This window comes from Patulibacter defluvii (genome assembly GCF_034096925.1).
Lineage (GTDB): Bacteria > Actinomycetota > Thermoleophilia > Solirubrobacterales > Solirubrobacteraceae > Patulibacter > Patulibacter defluvii.
Map to the genome: position 1 here is coordinate 36587 of NZ_JAWZSQ010000002.1, position 15829 is coordinate 52415.

Here is a 15829-nt window from a genome sequence, read left to right on the forward strand (position 1 = left end):
CGATACCGTCCTCGCATGAGCCTGCCCGACGTCCTCCGCGAGCTGCTGACCACGCCCGGCCCGTCCGGTCGCGAGGCCGCCGCGGCCGCGGTCTGGCGGCGCCACGCGGGGGCGTTCGCGGAGGTCGAGCACGACGTCGTCGGGTCGTCGGTGGCGCGGGTGCCGGCGACGACCGAGGGCGTCCCGTCGCTGGCGGTCGTCGGCCACATCGACGAGATCGGCCTGATCGTCACCCACGTCGACGACCGCGGCTTCCTGCGGGTCGCCCAGGTCGGCGGCTGGGACCCGCAGCAGCTGGTCGGCCAGCGCGTGCGGCTGCTGGCCAAGGGCGGCGAGATCTCCGGCGTGGTCGGCAAGAAGCCGATCCACCTGATGGAGCCGGACGACCGCACCCGCGCGACGAAGCTGAAGGAGCTGACGATCGACATCGGCGCCCGCGACCGCGAGGACGCGCTCGAGGTGGTCCGGGTCGGCGACGTCGCGGTGATCGATGTCGCGCCGCTGGAGCTGCGCAGCGGGCGGGTCGCGTCGCGCTCGCTCGACAACCGGGTCGGCTCGTTCGTCGCCTACGAGACCGCGCGGCTGGTGGCCGAGGCGGGCGGCGCGCCCGGCGAGGTCCAGGGCTGGGCGGTGACCCAGGAGGAGACCGGCCTCTCGGGCGCCAAGACGACCGCCCACCGGGTCCGGCCGCAGATCGCCGTCGTGGTCGACGTGACCTTCGCCAGCGACCAGCCCGGGGTCGACAGCAACGAGATCGGCGAGCACCCGCTCGGCTCCGGCCCGGTGATCGAGCGCGGCACCCCGCTCCACCCGTGGGTCACCGACACGCTGATCGAGGTCGCCGAGGCCGAGGGGATCGAGCACACGATCAGCGCCGTCGGTCGCGCCACCGGCACCGACGCCGACGCGATCCACATCGCCGCCGACGGGATCCCGACCGCGGTCGTCAGCGTGCCGCTGCGCTACATGCACTCGTCGGTCGAGACGGTGCAGGTCAGCGACGTCCTGGACACCGCCCGGCTGCTGGCGGCCTTCGCCCGGCGGCTGGACGCGAGCGTCGACCTGCGACGGTGAGCGTCGCCGCCGACACCGCGCCGGCGGTCGACGACCGCTGGCTGCTGCTGTGGGACATCGACGGCACGCTGCTGCTGCGGGCGTCCGGGTCGCACGCGCGGGCCGTCTGGGACGCGCTGATCGAGGTCCACGGGGTCGACGGCTCGGCGCTGGCCGCCGGCAGCGGCCGCGGCGGCGCCGGCAAGACCGACGGCCAGATCGCGCGCGAGATCCTGCTCGCGCTCGGCGTCGCGCCGGCGACGATCGACGAGCACGCCGACGCGGTCCGCGAGCTGACCTGCGCGCTCTACGCCCCCGAGGACCTGGTCGACTTCGTCAGCCCCGGGATCGCCGCGCTGCTGGAGGAGCTGCACCGGCGCGACGACGTCGTCCAGTCGCTGGTGACGGGCAACTTCGAGCCGGTCGCCCGGCGCAAGCTCGACGCGGCCGGGATCGGCCGCTGGTTCGACGCCCGCTGGGGCGGCGGCTTCGGCTCCGACCACGAGCAGCGCGAGCGGCTGCCGGCGATCGCCCGCGCCCGCGCCGGGGCGGCGCTGCGGGCCGACGGGTCGCCGTGGCCGGCGGCGCGCACGCTGGTGATCGGCGACACCCCGCGCGACATCGCCTGCGCCCGCCACGACGGGGTGGCGGTGGTCGCCGTCGCCACCGGCCCGCACCCGCCGGAGGAGCTGCGGCAGGCGGACGCCGTCGCCCGCGACGCCGCCGAGCTGCGGCGGGCCGTGCTGGGCCTGATCGACGGCGACCGCGATCCGATCCTCGACGACCCCCAGGAGAGCGCCGCATGAGCGAGTTCACCGTCGACCCCCAGCGCCTGCAGGACGACCTCGAGCGGCTGGTGCGGCTGCCGTCGGTCGCCTTCCCCGGCTTCCCGCCCGCCCCGGTCCGCGAGGCGGCCGACCTGACCGCCGCGCTGCTGGCCGACGCCGGCCTCGAGGGCGTGACCCAGATCGACGTGCCCGACGCCGCCCCGGCCGTCTTCGCCGAGATCCCGGCCCCGCCCGGCGCGCCGACGGTCGTGCTCTACGCCCACTACGACGTCCAGCCGGCCGGGCCGGAGGACGCCTGGACCTCGCCCGCGTTCGCGCCGACCGTCCGCGACGGGCGCCTCTACGGCCGCGGGACGGCCGACGACAAGTGCGGGATCGCGATCCACCTGGCGGCGCTGCGGGCCTTCGGCGGCCGGCCGCCGGTCGGGGTCAAGGTCCTGATCGAGGGCGAGGAGGAGACCGGCCTCGGGACCCTCTCCGAGCTGGTCGCGGCCGACCCCGAGCGGTTCCGCGGCGACGCCTTCGTGATCGCCGACGGCGGCAACGTCGCCACCGGCCAGCCGACGATGACCACCTCGCTGCGCGGCTTCGCGGTCGTCGAGGTGACCGTCCGCACGCTCCAGGACTTCGTCCACTCGGGCGTCGCCGGCGGCGGCGCGCCCGACGCGCTGGTGGCGCTGTCGCGGATCATCGCCAGCCTCCACGACGAGGCCGGCAACGTCGCGGTCGCCGGGCTCGACCGGCTGCCGTGGGACGGCGCCCCGATCGACGAGCAGGGCTTCCGCCGCGAGTCGGGCGTGCTCGACGGCGTGGCGCTGGTCGGCGAGGGGCCGCTGGCCGAGCGGCTGCTGACCCGGCCCTCGATCACCGCGGTCGGGATCGACGCGCCGACCGTCCGCGAGGCCGGCAACGCGTTGATCCCCGAGGCCCGCGCGAAGCTCAGCGCGCGGCTGGCCCCGACCCAGGACCCGCAGGCCGCGGCCGACGCGATCGTCGCCCACGTGCGACGGGCGGCGCCGTGGGGGGCGCAGCTGGAGTTCGACGTCAGCGGCCTGGCGCCGGGCGCGCTGCTGGCGGGCGAGGGTCCCGTCGCGGCCGCCGCCGCCGCGGCGCTGGAGGCCGGCTACGGCGCGCCGGTGACCCGGATCGGCACCGGCGGGGCGATCCCGCTCTGCGCCGACCTGGCCCGGATCTACCCCGACGCCGAGTTCGTGCTCTGGGGTGCCAGCGACGACCGCTCGCGGATCCACGCCAGCGACGAGTCGGTCGACCTCGGCGACCTGCGGCGGGCGGCGCAGGCCGAGGTCGCGCTGCTGCGGGCGCTGGCGCCCTAGGCCTCGAGGACCCGCAGCGGCGCGCCGTCGAGGAACGCCTCGACGTCTTCCACGGCGTCGGCGAAGAAGGTCGCGTAGCTGCCGCGGGTGACGTAGCCGACGTGCGGGGTCAGCAGCGTCCGCGGGGCGCGGCGGAGCGGATGGTCGACCGGCAGCGGCTCGACGTCGTAGACGTCGAGCGCGGCCCCGCCGAGCCGCCCGTCGGCGAGCGCGGCGAGCAGCGCGGCCTCGTCGACGATCGGCCCGCGGGAGCTGTTGACCAGCAGCGCCTGCGGGCCCAGCAGCTCCAGCTCGCGGGCGCCGATCAGCCCGCGGGTTCCGGGCACGAGCGGCAGGTGGATCGAGGCCACGTCGGCGCTCCGCAGCAGCTCGTCGAGCGCGACCGCGCGGACGCCGGGAGCGACCTCGGCGCCGGGCGTCAGGCTGCGGCTCCAGGCGACCACGTCCATGCCGAAGGCGACGCCGACGGCGGCCACCTGGCGGCCGAGCCGGCCGTGGCCGAGCACGCCCAGCCGGCGCCCGGCCAGGTCGCCGCCGACGGTGTGCTGCCAGCGGCCCTCGCGGACGGCGCGGTCCTCGGCGGCGACGTGGCGCAGCAGGCCCAGGATCAGGGCCCAGGTCAGCTCGGCCGCCGCCGTCGCCGATCCGCGGGTGCCGCAGACGACGACCCCCTGGGCGCGGGCGGCGGCGACGTCGATCGAGGCGTTGCGGGCGCCGGTGGTGACCAGCAGCCGCAGCGCCGGCAGCCGCGCCAGCAGCGCGGCCGGGAACGGCGTCCGCTCGCGCATCGCGACCACCACCGGGAACCCGGCCAGCCGCGCCGCCAGCGGCTCGGGGTCCGCCAGGTGGTCGTCGAAGACGGTCAGCTCGACGCGGCCGGCCAGCCGCTCCCAGGGCCCGAACTCGCGGGCGACGTCCTGGTAGTCGTCCAGGATCGCGACGCGGACGGGCCCGTCGCTCAAGCCAGCGTCCAGAGCGCGTCGTTGCCGGCCGGCCGCTCGACGGCACCGCCGGCGACCAGCCGCTCGCGGGCCTCGTCGCGCTGCTCGCCGAGGTCGAGCACGGCGGCGACCTCCTGGGTGGTCAGCGGCTGACCGGCCCAGCGCAGGACCTCGATCGGGTCCTCGGCCCACGGCCGCTGGTCGAGCTGCGGCGCCAGGTTGGCGACCAGCGTCTCGATCGTCAGCGCGGTGTGGAAGCCGGGGGCCTCGAGCGTCCGTCCGTCGCTGGCGACGACGTAGCTGGGGCAGGTGTAGCGGCGCGGCGCGACCGCCCCGTCGGCGTCGCCGGTCCAGTCGTCGCCGGAGGGGGCGAGCTTGCCGTCGAGCGCCAGCGCGGCCGGCGAGGGGCGGCGGGCGGCGGAGAGGTCGGCCTCGAAGGCGCGCTCGACGGCCGGGTCCTCGCGCCAGGCGGCGAGCGACGCGGCGTCGATCCCGGCGTCGGCCGCGGCGGCGGCGATCGTCTCCTCGGCCCCCAGCTCCTGGGCGAGGGCCAGCGCCTGCACGTGGAGGGCCCGCAGCAGCCGGACCGCGGCGGGCACGCCGTCGTGCTCGCGGACGGCGACGATCGCGCGGCAGGCGCTCCAGGTGCCGCCGACCGGCCGCGACGCGACCGTGGCCAGCGGCTGGCCGAACTGGTCGAAGTGGCGGAGGCTGGCCGCGGCGCGCTCGGGCGTGAAGCCCATCCGCTCGTACGAGGCGCCGTCCTTCGAGAGGCCGACGAGCCGCAGCGACCAGCGCAGCTGGTCGCCGTAGCGCCAGGACAGCCGCCAGCGGATCGGCTCGGCGCTGTAGGCGAACGGGCAAGCGGGATCGGTGTAGGTGGTGACGTCGACGATCGACACGTCCGGCACGCTAGCGGGCGGCGGCGCGAACCCCGTCGGGACGGGCGGATCGGGGGCGAAGCGGTCCGCGGTCCGCTCCCGACCGCGCTTGAGGATCCAAATCGACAGGAATAGGATCCATCAGATGCCCGACCCCGCGCTCCCGGCCGTGCCGACCGCCCGCGACGTGCCGCCGGCCCCGTCCGCGGACGAGTTCGGCGAGCGCCAGCGGCGGGCGCGGGCCGCGATCGCCGCCGCCGGCCTCGACGGGCTGGTCGCCTTCGGCAGCCGCAACTGGCCGTGGGCGGTCAAGTGGCTGGCCGACCACCAGTCCGGCTTCCAGCAGCAGGGCGCGTCGCCGACCTTCGGCGACAAGGGCTTCAGCGCCCTCGTGCTGCCGGTCGACGGCGATCCGATCCTGGTCCTCGACCAGCGGGTCGGCCCGGGCGACGTGGCCGTCGCCGACGCCCGCACCGTCGAGTCGATCACCCGCGGGCTGGCCGGGGCGCTGCGCGACGCCGGGCTCGCCGGACGCCCGCTCGGGCTCGCCGGCGAGGGCGTGATGCTGGAGCGCCACCGGCGCCAGGTCGAGCAGCGGCTGGGGGCGACCCTCGACCTGCGGCCGGCCGACGCGATCCTGGAGCCGCTGCACCGGGTCAAGAGCCCGGTCGAGCTGGAGCGGATGCGGCACGCCTCGGCGGTCGGGGCGGCGTGGATGCGGGCGATGATGGAGGCGATCGAGCCCGGCCGGACCGAGGCCGAGGTGGTCGCGGCGGGGCTGCCCGTGCTGCTGGCCGGCGGCGGCTTCCCGGCCGACGTGGTGGCCGGGTCGGGCAACCCCTGCCGGCCGCAGGCGCCGCGCGGGATCCCCTCGTTCAACGCGGTCCGGCCGCTGGAGCGGGGCGACCTTATCCGGATCGACGGCTTCGGGCCGGTCGCCGGTTACGGCTGCGACCTGGCCCGGTCGGCGTGCGTCGGGGCCGAGCCGACCGACGCCCAGCGGACGGTGCTCGAGCACGCCGTCGGCTTCATCGACACGCTGGTCGCGGCGGTCCGCCCCGGGGTCACGCACGAGCAGGTCCACGACCTGGGGACGGCCTGGATGACCGACCACGGCTACGCCCCGCACGGCTACTTCGAGGGCTTCTGGCCCGCCTTCGGCCACCAGATCGGGCTGACCACCGAGGGGCCGTTCGTCGCCGCTGAGGAGCGCGACCCGATCGAGGCCGGGCAGGTGATGGCGCTGGAGATCGTGCTCGGCACGCCCGAGACCGGCGGGATCAGCCACGAGGAGTGCGTGATCGTGACCGCGACCGGCAGCGAGGTGATCACCGCCGGCTGCCCCCAGCGGTGGTGGTGAGCGGGGCCGCGGTCAGGGGCCGGACCGCGGCGACACCGCCGCGGTGATCGCGGCCAGGACCGGGTTCGGGTCGGTCGTCCAGCGGACGACGGCCACCAGCTCGCGGTCGGGGTCGCACCAGACGACCTGGTCGCCGGTGCCGTGGGCGGCGAACCCGCGGACGCCCGAGCCGGGGTGGAACGCGTCGTGGTCGGCGACCGCGCCGAGCGGCGGCGCGTCGCTGCCCCGCGGCCGTCCCGCCCACGGGTTGCGCCACCACATCAGCCCGTAGGCCGGCCGCAGCGGGCAGGGCTCCAGGGCCAGGGCGCGCCAGCGCTCGCTCAGCAGCCGGTCGTCGCCCCAGCGGCCGCCGGCGAGCACCAGCAGGCCCAGCAGCGCCAGCTCGCTCGCGGTCAGCCACAGCCCGCCGCCCCAGTGGCTGCCGCCGGTCACCACCGGGACGCGGCGGCCATCGGCGAGGGTGGTCCGCATCTGGTCGAGCCCGTGCCAGCGCCAGCCGTCGGCGACGCCGATCGGCGCCAGCAGCCGCTCGCCGAGGACCTCGGCGGCGCCGCGGCCGTGGAGGTGGGTCAGGGCCAGCGACAGCAGGTTGGTGCGGACGTCGTTGTAGGCGAAGCGGACGCCCGCGCCGTGAGCCGGCTCGTCGGGCGGCTGGCGGCCCTGCGGGTCGGCCCACCAGGGCAGGTCGAAGAGCGTGCCGCGCCAGTCGCTCGTCTGGGTCAGCAGCTGGCGCCAGCTGATCCGGCGGGCGGCGGCGGGGTCGAGCGGGAGGCCGCCGCCGGCGACGGTCCCACCCAGCGCCGCCAGCGGCACGCGGGCGACGGCCGGCTCGTCGAGGTCGACGAGCAGCCCGTCGTCGAAGGCCAGGCCGGCGACCAGCGAGAGCGCCGACTTGGCGATCGAGAAGGTCATCTCGCGGCGGTCGGGATCGCCCCAGCGGGCGACGACGCGACCGCCGACGACGACCAGTCCGGAGGGACCGCCGCGGTCCAGCAGCGGCCCCATCACGTGCGGCCACGGCTCGTCGGCGAGCGTCGCCGCCAGCCAGCGGTCCATCGCCCGCGGCAGCGCCGGCTCGGTCGACCGGGCCAGGTCGACGGCGGCGGCCAGCGCGGCGCGGTCGACGGCCGGGGGCGGATCGGCGGTCGGCCGCGGGGCCAGGAGATCATCGGGCGGCGACGGCACGGCGGGCGGGCTCAGGCGTCCGGGGGCGGGGGACGGTCGGGGCCGCTTCGGCGCGGCGCCGCCGGCCGCCGGCGGCGGCGCCCGGGCAGCAGCGCCAGCGCCCGCAGCCGCAGCACGGCCACCACCCCGGTCGCCCCGTAGAGCGCCGGCAGCAGCTCCTCGACCGGCAGCCCGGCGACGTGCGCGAGCGGCACCATCAGAGGTCGAAGAAGACCGTCTCGTCGGGACCCTGCAGCCGCAGGTCGAGCCGGTATCCGCGCTCGTCGGGCACCGCCACCAGCGTCGCCCGCCGTGCCGGATCGACGCGGGCCAGCAGCGGGTCGTCGGCGTTGGCCGCGGCCTCGTCGGCGAAGTAGGCGCGGCTGACGACCCGGTGCAGCAGCCCGCGGGCGAAGACCGACAGCGCCAGGTGCGGCGCCTGCAGCGGCGGCGCGCCGTCGCCGCCGGCCTCCGGCCACGGCACCCGGCCCGGCTTCAGGGTCGTGATCGCGTAGCGGCCGTCGGCGTCGGTGGCGGAGCGGCCGAAGCCGCGGAAGGGGCCGAACGGCAGCCCGTCGTCGCCGCTGCCGCGCGGGTCGCGGTCGACGTGGGCGAACCCGCCGTCGGGGTCGGCCTGCCAGCTCTCCACCAGCGCGTCGGGGATCGGCGCGCCGTCGCCGTCCAGCACCTGGCCGTGGAGCACGATCGCGCCCGCGGTGTCGGGCGGGACGACGTGCGGCCCGTCGGGCCACGGCAGCCCCAGGTGCAGGTAGGGGCCGACGGTCTGGGAGGGGGTGGTGGGCACGGGGAGCCTGCTCCGGTCAGCGGTGGTCGGCGTCGGGCGGGGTCTGCTCGGGGCCGCGGAGGACGATGTCCCAGCGGAAGGCGAGCGCCCAGTCGGGGACGGTGGCGTCGAGGTCGAAGGCGCTCACCATCCGCGCCCGGGCGCGCTCGTCGCGGACGCTGTTGAAGATCGGGTCGTGGACGAAGAGCGGGTCGCCGGGGAAGTACATCTGCGTCACGAGCCGCTGCGTGAACGCCCGCCCGAGCAGCGAGAAGTGGATGTGGGCCGGCCGCCACGCGTTCGGGTGGTTGCCCCACGGGTAGGCGCCGGGCCGGATCGTGACGAACCGGTAGCGGCCCTCGGCGTCGGTCACGCAGCGGCCGACGCCGGTGAAGTTGGGGTCGAGCGGGGCGGGGTGGCGGTCGCCGGAGTGGGCGTAGCGGCCGGCGGCGTTGGCCTGCCAGATCTCGACCAGCGTGTCGGGGACCGGTCGCCCGTCGCCGTCGAGCACGCGGCCGTGGACGATCAGCCGCTCGCCGAGCGGCTCGCCCTGGTGCTGGGCGGTCAGGTCCTCCTCGCCCGGCGCGACGGTCCGGAACGAGAAGCGGGGGCCGGTGACCTCGGTCAGCGTCTGCGGCATCCGGTCGAGCTGGCGCAGCGGGTGGCGGCGCGCGGTCGACCGGTACTCGGGGCTGTCGAGCGGCGGGTGGGTGCCGGGGTCGCTGTCGCGCCAGCGCGGGAGCACGAGCCCGGAGGCGGTGCGCGGTGGCGTGGTCGGGAGCGGGGCGGGGGGCATCGGCGGACTCCGGTCGGTGGCCGGTCAGGGACGGTCGAGCAGGCGGCGGGGCTGGCCCACGAGCAGGTCGGCGACGGCGTCGTCGTCGAGGCCGCGCTCGCGCAGGGCGGGCACGATCCGCAGCGCCAGGTGGTCGTAGCCGGGGCCGCCGTAGGCGCGCAGGGCGTGCTTGGTCCAGACGCCGCAGGCCAGCACCTGGCGCTCGTGGCCCTCCTCCAGCAGCGCGACGAGGGCGTCGATCCGCTGGGCGTCGGTGGCCGAGGTCAGCCCGACGCGGGGCGGCGCCTCGTAGCCGAAGCACCACTTGAGGGTCGCGCCAGTGGCGGCCAGCTCGCGCAGCGGCGCCAGGTCGGGCGCGTAGCCGTCGATGTTGCTGAGGACGACCCGCTCGGGGGCGACGCCCTCGCGCTCGAGCCGCGCGACCAGCTCGGGGCCGGCGCGGAAGCGCGGGTCGGTGCGGGCGATCAGGGCCGAGCCGGTGGTGGTGGTGGCGGTCGCCGCGGCCCGCAGCACGACCTCGTCCTCGGCCGTCGGCGGGTGGCTGGTGCCGATCATCCCGACGACGCCGGCCCGGTGCTCGCAGCCGGGCAGCCGGTCGCGGAGCGCGCCGACGAAGCGCTCGGTCAGCGCGTCGACGTCGAGCGCCCGCAGCCAGTCGGGGCGCGTGACGCCGAGGTAGGCCCCGACGCCGGCGACGATCTGGACGCCGCTCGCGCGGGAGACGGCCGGCAGCGCGGCGGCCGGGCCGCCGAAGCCCCAGACGGTCGGGTCGACGACGGTCCGCTGGCCGAGCGGCGCGACCCGCGCCAGCTCGCGGGCGGCGAGGTCGGGGTCGTCGAGGACCAGGTTGTCCGCCAGCGCGAGCGCGTTGAAGCGCAGGAAGCCGAGGTTCTCCTGGCGCACCCGGGGGTCGGACGGCGCCGGCTCGGTGGCCGGCGCGGCCAGGGCCCGGACGTCGCAGAGCAGGTGCTCGTGCATCGAGGTCGGGCCCAGGTCCTCGGGCGCGATCGGCCCGAGCACGGTCTCGATCACCGGCCGCCTCCTCGGGGCGGCCGGTCGCGGAACGGGTGGGCGGACGTGGCGCGCACCCGACGAGTTCTAGCGTGATTGGACCCTAAATGGAAGAGATTGGATCCATCACGCCGGTGCGCCAGCCCGGCGGGCGGGTGGCGCGAGGGCCCGGCTCAGCGGCCGAGCAGCAGCGTCAGCGCGGAGCGGCGCGCCGGGCGGGCGCGGCGGGGCTCGGGGGTGGCGGCGATCTGCAGGCGCCGGATCTCGGCGATCTCGGCGGCCAGCGAGTCCTGCACGTCGGTCCGGGGGCGGAGGGCGTCGAGCGTGTGGGGGGTCGGGAACATGTACATAGGGCCAAGGTCGGTCATCCAGCTGTACAAAGCGGTGATCGCCGTCACACAAAAACCGTTTTAGAGCCCCTTGCGTGACCGGTCTCACGCGTCGGCCCCGGCCGACGTGGTTGGACCCCGGCTCAGCCGCCGGCGGGCGGCAGCGCGACGCCGGCCGGCGGGCCGGGGAAGGCGGGCCAGGTGCGCGGGCAGTGGCCCGGCACCAGGCGGGCGCCCTCGGCCGCGGCGAGGGCGAGCAGCCGGTCGTGCGAGCGGCGGCGGAGCGGGTCGTCCTCGGGGCGGGCGGCCGAGCCGATCGGCCGGTCCTCGTCGATCCCGTCCTGGAGGTCGATCGCATCCATCGCCAGCAGCCAGGGGCCGGCGGTGGTCCGGACGCGGTACGACATGTGACCCGGCGTGTGCCCGGGGGTCGCGACGGCGTCGATCCCGGGCGCGATCGGGGCGTCGCCCGCGATCGGACGCCAGGCCAGGCCGGGCGCGGCCCAGTCCTCGGCGACGTAGCCGGCGGCCGCGGCGGCGGGCGTCGCGGCGAAGGCCAGCTCCGGCGCTTGGACGACGACCGGGCGGCCGTCGGCGACGTGGGCCAGTCCGCCGCTGTGGTCGACGTGCAGGTGGCTGACGGCGACCGTCGTGATCGCGTCGAGCGGCACCCCGCAGGCGTCGAGCGCGTCGAGCAGCGGGTCGCCCTCGCCGGGGAACTCCGGCGGCGGCCCGGGGTAGATCCGCGCCGCCCGCTCGCGGTCGCGCATCGTCGGCGAGAGGCCGCAGTCGAGCAGCGTCCAGCCGCCGGGCCCGTGGGCGAGGAACGCGATCACCGGCAGCCGCAGCCGCTCGTCGCCGCCGTCCTCGATCGAGATCCGGCGGGCGCAGTGCTCCCATCCGAGGGTCAGGCCGATCAGGCGGTCGCAGCGGTCGTCGGCGCTCATGGCGGGCCAGTGTGACGGTGGATCCAATTTGAGGCAAACTGTGCCCAATGCCGTCGCCGTCCGTTCCCCCCTCCGTCGACGACCTGGCGCCCGAGGACGCCGCGCTGGTGGCCCAGGCGGTCGCGCTGCTGGAGCAGCGGGCCGTCGTCGGCCGCCACGAGGTCGCGGCCGCGGTGCGGATGCGCTCGGGCGGGGTCTACCTCGGGATCCACGTCGAGAGCTCGATCGGCCGCGCGTCGATCTGCGCCGAGGGGGTGGCGATCGGCACCGCGGTCGCCCACGGCGAGCGCGAGATCGAGACCTGCGCGGCGGTCCTGCGGACCGACGACGGGGGCTGGCGGGTGGTGACGCCCTGCGGTCTCTGCCGCGAGCTGATCAGCGACTACGGCCCCGACGCCCACGTCGTCAACTACGACGCCGGCGCGGTCGAGCGGGTGCCGGTGCGGACGCTGCTCCCGGCCAAGACCACGCGCCGCTGGGCGGCGCATTGATCCCCTCAGTGGATCCACTTCGTCTAGTGTAGGATCCAATCCACCGGCGGGTGGGCCCCCAGCCGCTCGCCCGCCGGTCCCTTGTCTCGCGGCGCCCGGAGTCTCATGAGCCACCCGATCCCCACGCTGACCGCGGTCGAGCCGATGTTCGTCGGCGGCGCCTGGATCGCCCCCGACGATCGCGAGCGGTTCGCGGTCCTCGACCCGGCGACCGGCGAGGTCCTGACCCACGTGGTCCAGGCCGACGATGACGACGTCGACGCCGCGGTGGCGGCCGCGGCGGCCGCCCACGACGACCGCCGCTGGTCGGGCCTGGCCCCGGACGAGCGGACCCGGGTGCTGCACCGGATCGCCGAGCTGCTGGAGGAGCGGGTCGAGGAGCTGGCCGTGCTCGAGACGCTCGACAACGGCAAGCCGATCGAGCGCTCGCGGGCCGACACGCTGCTCAGCGCCCGCACCTTCCGCTACTACGCCGGCGCGCCCGCGCGGCTGACCGGCGAGGTGCTGCCGATCGCCGCCGGGCACCACGTCTACACCAGCCGCTCGCCGATCCGGGTCGCGGCGCTGGTGCTGCCGTGGAACTTCCCGATCATGGAGGCCTGCTTCAAGCTCGCGCCGGCCCTGGCCGCCGGCTGCGCGACGGTGATCAAGCCGGCCGAGCAGACCCCGCTGACCGCGCTGCGGGTGGCGGCGATCTGCCGCGAGGCCGGGGTGCCGGACGGCGTCGTCAACGTGCTGACCGGCGACGGTCGGGTCGGCGAGGCGCTGACCACCCACCCCGACGTCGGGGTCGTCTCGTTCACCGGCTCGACCGCGGTCGGGCGCGAGGTGATGGCCGCCGCCGCGCCGACGATGAAGCGGCTGACCCTGGAGCTGGGCGGCAAGAGCCCGAACATCGTCTTCGCCGACGCCGACCTCGACGCCGCGACCGTGACCGCGATGCGGGCCTCGTTCGGCCACTCCGGGCAGATGTGCACCGCCGGCAGCCGGCTGCTGGTCCAGCGGTCGATCCTCGACGAGATGCACGAGCGGCTGGCCGAGGCGACCGCGCGGGTGGCCCTCGGCAACGGCCTCGACGGCGGCGTCACGGTCGGCCCGCTGGTCTCGGAGGAGCAGCGCGAGCAGGTCCTGCGCTACATCGAGCTCGGGCGCGAGGACGGGGCCACGGTCGCGGTCGGCGGCGGCGTGCCCGAGCGGCCGGGCTTCTTCGTCGAGCCGACGCTGTTCGTCGGCGTCGACAACGGGATGCGGATCGCGCGCGAGGAGATCTTCGGCCCGGTGGTCGGCGTGATCCCGTTCGAGGACGACGACGAGGCCGTGGCGATCGCCAACGACACCAGCTACGGCCTCGCCGCCGCGGTCTGGACCCGCGACCTCTCGCGCGCGCACGTGCTGGCCGACCGCCTCAGCGCCGGCACGGTCTGGGTCAACACCTACAACGTCTTCGATCCGGCGCTGCCCTTCGGCGGCCTCCGCGACTCGGGCCTCGGCCGCGACCTCGGCGAGGCCGCGCTGCTCGGCTTCACGGAGCCGAAGAGCGTCGTCATCGCCCTCTGACCACCGCGGCCGGGCGTGCCCGGCCGTCGATCCGCACCCGCCCGAAGGAGGGCGCCCGCATGCCGATCCACACCGTCCTCGGCCCGATCGACCCGCAGGACCTGGGGCCGACGTCGATGCACGAGCACGTCTTCTCCGACCTGCGGGTCTGGGCCAAGCAGGACGGCGGCGAGCCGTGGGAGGGGCCGATCACGGCCGAGGCCCAGGCGCACCTGCGCTGGAACGGCCTCCACACGCCGGACAACCTGGTGCTGCACGACCCCGACGTGGCGGTCGACGAGCTGCGGGCGGTCCACGCCGCGGGCGGGCGGACGGTCGTCGACCTGACCGTCACCGGGATGGGCCGGCGGACGGCCGACCTGATCGAGGTCTCGCGCCGCAGCGGCGTCCAGATCGCGGTCGGCTGCGGCTTCTACGTCGAGGAGCTGCACCCGCCGGAGCTGCGGACGATGTCGGTCGACGAGATCGCGGCGTCGATCCTGCGCGACCTCGACGAGGGGCTCGACGGGACCGGGGTCCGGCCGGCGCTGATCGGCGAGATCGGCACCAACCACCCGCCGACCGTCGACGAGTGGCGGGTGGTCGAGGGGGCCGGCCGGGCCGGCGCGGAGTCGGGCGCGGCGGTCAACGTCCACCTCTCCTGGCGCGGCGCTGACGGGCTCGACGTGGTCGCGCGGCTGACCGCCGAGGGGATGCCGGCCGACCGGATCATCCTCAGCCACATGGACGAGCGGATCGACCGCGGCTACCACGACGCGGTCGCCGAGACCGGCGCGGTGCTGGAGCTCGACACCTTCGGCTCGGAGTTCTTCTACTCGACGCTGAGCCGGGCCCGGAACCCGACCGACGTCGAGCGGCTGGACGCGCTCGAGCACCTGCTGAGCGCGGGCTACGCCGACCAGATCGTGCTCGGCTGCGACGTCTGGGCCCAGGCCAACCTGCGCCACAACGGCGGGGCCGGCTACGAGCACCTGTTCCGCCGCGTCGCGCCGGCGATCACCTGGTACTGCGGGGGCGACGAGGCGGCCGTCGAACGGATCCTGGTCGACACGCCGCGGCGGCTGCTCGATCGGCCCTAGGTCTGTACGGCCGGACAAGCGGCCGATCGCCGGCGCGCGGGATACTCGACCAAGATCGCATCCAAAAAAGTCCAAATCGCATCCAAGACATGGGAAGCTGTGCACATGACTGACCGACATCTCGCGGGTGGGCTCGGCGATATCTCTCGTCGCAGCCTGCTCAAGCGCGCCGGGATCGGCGCGGGGGCGCTCGTCGCGGGTCCATTGCTCGCCGCCTGCGGCGACAGCAAGACGTCGACGACCGGGACGGCCGCGAAGGCGGCGGGCAACGAGTCGCCCGAGCTGAAGGCGCTGCTCGACAAGATCACCTCGAAGAGGGTCGTCTGGGGGCAGTACGGCGGCACCACCGAGGACGCGCGCAAGGCGGCGTTCTGGGACACGTTCCAGAAGCGGACCGGCGTCCGCGTGGTGCCGGTCGACATCCCCGGCAACCTCGGCAACGACCAGCTGGCGGGCAAGACGCCGGCCAAGTGGGACGCCTTCCACGGCTCGCCGGCCGAGGCGCTGACCGCGCTCGAGAGCGGCAAGAAGCCGCTGCCGAAGATCCCCGAGATCGCCTACGCGCCGTCGCTCGACCCGAAGTACCAGCCGTACAACTTCCAGTCGTTCTACGTCGGCTACGTCCCCGCGACGCTGCCGGGCACCTTCAAGGGCGAGGGCCCGCGGACCTGGGCCGATTTCTTCGACACCAAGAAGTTCCCGGGCAAGCGCTCGTGGCCGGGCGTCTCCTACACCCCGGGCACGCGCGAGGCCGCGCTGATGGCCGACGGCGTCAACCCGGACGAGCTGTACCCGCTCGACATCGAGCGGGCCCACCACAAGATCAAGTCGATCCTGCCCGACCTGCTGATCTACAACCAGTTCCCCCAGGCCCAGTCGTTCCTGACCTCGAAGAGCGTCTCGATCTCGTTCGGCCCGAACGGGATGTGGAAGGGCCTGGCGCTGAAGGGCGTCAAGACCGAGATCCTCTGGGACATGGTGCCGATCCTGCAGCCGAACTCGGCCAACGTGATGCCGGACGCGCCCGACATGGACGCGGTGCTGGCGCTCGCCGCCTGGTGCGCCCAGCCGGAGCTGCAGGCCGAGTTCTGCAAGCGGACCACCTACGGCCCGACCGACGACCGCGTCTTCGACCTGCTGACCGCGGCCGAGCGGGACGCGCTGCCGAACGCGCCCGGTCGCACGGTCGCCAAGCCGGACATCCAGTGGCTGGCCGACAACGAGGCCGCGCTGCTGGACGACAACAAGAAGCTCTTCTCCTGAGCTTCGGCGGCTCCCGGACCGGGGTCCGGGAGCCGCGCTCTGCCCGCCCGC

At 75.9% G+C, this 15829-nt stretch carries 17 protein-coding genes; 8 read left to right on the plus strand and 9 right to left on the minus strand.

Translation table 11 applies throughout. The annotated features are described in order from the left end of the window. The first annotated feature begins 15 nt into the window (after positions 1-15). From SH587_RS02350 to SH587_RS02360, 3 genes are read left to right on the plus strand one after another with little or no spacing between them, the layout of a single operon-like run. Positions 16-1074 (plus strand): M20/M25/M40 family metallo-hydrolase, encoded by a 1059-nt coding sequence (locus SH587_RS02350; protein ID WP_320668948.1) that lies wholly within the window; start codon positions 16-18, stop codon positions 1072-1074. Continuing rightward, on the plus strand, positions 1071-1859 hold the full coding sequence (locus SH587_RS02355) for an HAD family hydrolase (protein ID WP_320668949.1): 789 nt from the start codon (positions 1071-1073) through the stop codon (positions 1857-1859). Before SH587_RS02350 ends, SH587_RS02355 begins: the two co-directional genes overlap by 4 nt. After that, on the plus strand, positions 1856-3175 hold the full coding sequence (locus SH587_RS02360; RefSeq protein WP_320668950.1) for a M20/M25/M40 family metallo-hydrolase: 1320 nt from the start codon (positions 1856-1858) through the stop codon (positions 3173-3175). Before SH587_RS02355 ends, SH587_RS02360 begins: the two co-directional genes overlap by 4 nt. Here SH587_RS02360 and SH587_RS02365 read toward each other — a convergent pair. Both SH587_RS02365 and SH587_RS02370 read right to left on the minus strand, forming a co-directional pair. Further along, positions 3172-4137 carry a D-2-hydroxyacid dehydrogenase family protein gene (locus SH587_RS02365; RefSeq protein WP_320668951.1) on the minus strand — a complete coding sequence of 322 codons (966 nt, stop codon included), beginning with the start codon at positions 4135-4137 and terminating at the stop codon, positions 3172-3174. The genes SH587_RS02360 and SH587_RS02365 overlap by 4 nt on opposite strands. Next, complete coding sequence (locus tag SH587_RS02370) at positions 4134-5018, minus strand: DsbA family protein (protein ID WP_320668952.1); 885 nt, start codon at positions 5016-5018, stop codon at positions 4134-4136. The genes SH587_RS02365 and SH587_RS02370 overlap by 4 nt, the downstream gene beginning before the upstream one ends. Positions 5019-5142: 124 nt before the next feature. On the opposite strand from SH587_RS02370, the gene SH587_RS02375 reads away from it, so the two are divergent. Beyond that, positions 5143-6357, plus strand: coding sequence for a M24 family metallopeptidase (locus SH587_RS02375; protein ID WP_320668953.1), 1215 nt, complete (start codon positions 5143-5145; stop codon positions 6355-6357). 12 nt (positions 6358-6369) lie between these two features. Here the strand turns inward: SH587_RS02375 and SH587_RS02380 are convergent, their stop codons facing one another. From SH587_RS02380 to SH587_RS02410, 7 genes are all read right to left on the minus strand, one after another. Next, positions 6370-7542, minus strand: coding sequence for a serine hydrolase domain-containing protein (locus SH587_RS02380; protein ID WP_320668954.1), 1173 nt, complete (start codon positions 7540-7542; stop codon positions 6370-6372). 11 nt (positions 7543-7553) lie between these two features. After that, positions 7554-7739, minus strand: coding sequence for a hypothetical protein (locus tag SH587_RS02385; RefSeq protein ID WP_320668955.1), 186 nt, complete (start codon positions 7737-7739; stop codon positions 7554-7556). Continuing rightward, positions 7739-8326 carry a protocatechuate 3,4-dioxygenase subunit alpha gene (gene pcaG / locus SH587_RS02390; RefSeq protein WP_320668956.1) on the minus strand — a complete coding sequence of 196 codons (588 nt, stop codon included), beginning with the start codon at positions 8324-8326 and terminating at the stop codon, positions 7739-7741. Before pcaG ends, SH587_RS02385 begins: the two co-directional genes overlap by 1 nt. 16 nt (positions 8327-8342) lie before the next feature. After that, positions 8343-9101, minus strand: coding sequence for a protocatechuate 3,4-dioxygenase subunit beta (pcaH, locus tag SH587_RS02395; RefSeq protein WP_320668957.1), 759 nt, complete (start codon positions 9099-9101; stop codon positions 8343-8345). Between the two features lie 24 nt (positions 9102-9125). After that, the gene (locus SH587_RS02400; RefSeq protein ID WP_320668958.1) at positions 9126-10133 is read right to left on the minus strand and encodes a phosphotriesterase family protein; all 1008 of its coding nucleotides are present in this window, start codon (positions 10131-10133) and stop codon (positions 9126-9128) included. Between the two features lie 152 nt (positions 10134-10285). Next, positions 10286-10510 (minus strand): hypothetical protein, encoded by a 225-nt coding sequence (locus tag SH587_RS02405; protein WP_320668959.1) that lies wholly within the window; start codon positions 10508-10510, stop codon positions 10286-10288. Between the two features lie 74 nt (positions 10511-10584). Continuing rightward, positions 10585-11388, minus strand: coding sequence for an N-acyl homoserine lactonase family protein (locus tag SH587_RS02410; RefSeq protein ID WP_320668960.1), 804 nt, complete (start codon positions 11386-11388; stop codon positions 10585-10587). 47 nt (positions 11389-11435) lie between these two features. On the opposite strand from SH587_RS02410, the gene SH587_RS02415 reads away from it, so the two are divergent. The 4 genes from SH587_RS02415 (at position 11436) to SH587_RS02430 (ending at position 15778) form a co-directional block, all read left to right on the plus strand. Then, on the plus strand, positions 11436-11879 hold the full coding sequence (locus SH587_RS02415; RefSeq protein ID WP_320668961.1) for a cytidine/deoxycytidylate deaminase family protein: 444 nt from the start codon (positions 11436-11438) through the stop codon (positions 11877-11879). Positions 11880-11984: 105 nt separating this feature from the next. Further along, positions 11985-13436 carry an aldehyde dehydrogenase family protein gene (locus SH587_RS02420; RefSeq protein WP_320668962.1) on the plus strand — a complete coding sequence of 484 codons (1452 nt, stop codon included), beginning with the start codon at positions 11985-11987 and terminating at the stop codon, positions 13434-13436. 59 nt (positions 13437-13495) lie between these two features. After that, on the plus strand, positions 13496-14515 hold the full coding sequence (locus SH587_RS02425) for a phosphotriesterase family protein (RefSeq protein ID WP_320668963.1): 1020 nt from the start codon (positions 13496-13498) through the stop codon (positions 14513-14515). Between the two features lie 105 nt (positions 14516-14620). After that, positions 14621-15778: an extracellular solute-binding protein gene (locus tag SH587_RS02430; protein ID WP_320668964.1), complete on the plus strand. Its 1158-nt coding sequence runs from the start codon at positions 14621-14623 to the stop codon at positions 15776-15778. Positions 15779-15829: the final 51 nt, after the last annotated feature.

What these genes read in the sequence shown, in the direction of transcription:
- SH587_RS02350 (WP_320668948.1), top strand. Translation starts at nt 16, where the DNA reads ATGAGCCTGCCCGACGTCCTCCGCGAGCTGCTGACCACGCCCGGCCCG.
- SH587_RS02420 (WP_320668962.1), top strand. Translation starts at nt 11,985, where the DNA reads ATGAGCCACCCGATCCCCACGCTGACCGCGGTCGAGCCGATGTTCGTC.
- SH587_RS02430 (WP_320668964.1), top strand. Translation starts at nt 14,621, where the DNA reads ATGACTGACCGACATCTCGCGGGTGGGCTCGGCGATATCTCTCGTCGC.
- SH587_RS02415 (WP_320668961.1), top strand. Translation starts at nt 11,436, where the DNA reads ATGCCGTCGCCGTCCGTTCCCCCCTCCGTCGACGACCTGGCGCCCGAG.
- pcaH (WP_320668957.1), bottom strand. Translation starts at nt 9,101, where the DNA reads ATGCCCCCCGCCCCGCTCCCGACCACGCCACCGCGCACCGCCTCCGGG.
- SH587_RS02385 (WP_320668955.1), bottom strand. Translation starts at nt 7,739, where the DNA reads ATGGTGCCGCTCGCGCACGTCGCCGGGCTGCCGGTCGAGGAGCTGCTG.
- SH587_RS02360 (WP_320668950.1), top strand. Translation starts at nt 1,856, where the DNA reads ATGAGCGAGTTCACCGTCGACCCCCAGCGCCTGCAGGACGACCTCGAG.
- SH587_RS02425 (WP_320668963.1), top strand. Translation starts at nt 13,496, where the DNA reads ATGCCGATCCACACCGTCCTCGGCCCGATCGACCCGCAGGACCTGGGG.
- SH587_RS02410 (WP_320668960.1), bottom strand. Translation starts at nt 11,388, where the DNA reads ATGAGCGCCGACGACCGCTGCGACCGCCTGATCGGCCTGACCCTCGGA.
- SH587_RS02375 (WP_320668953.1), top strand. Translation starts at nt 5,143, where the DNA reads ATGCCCGACCCCGCGCTCCCGGCCGTGCCGACCGCCCGCGACGTGCCG.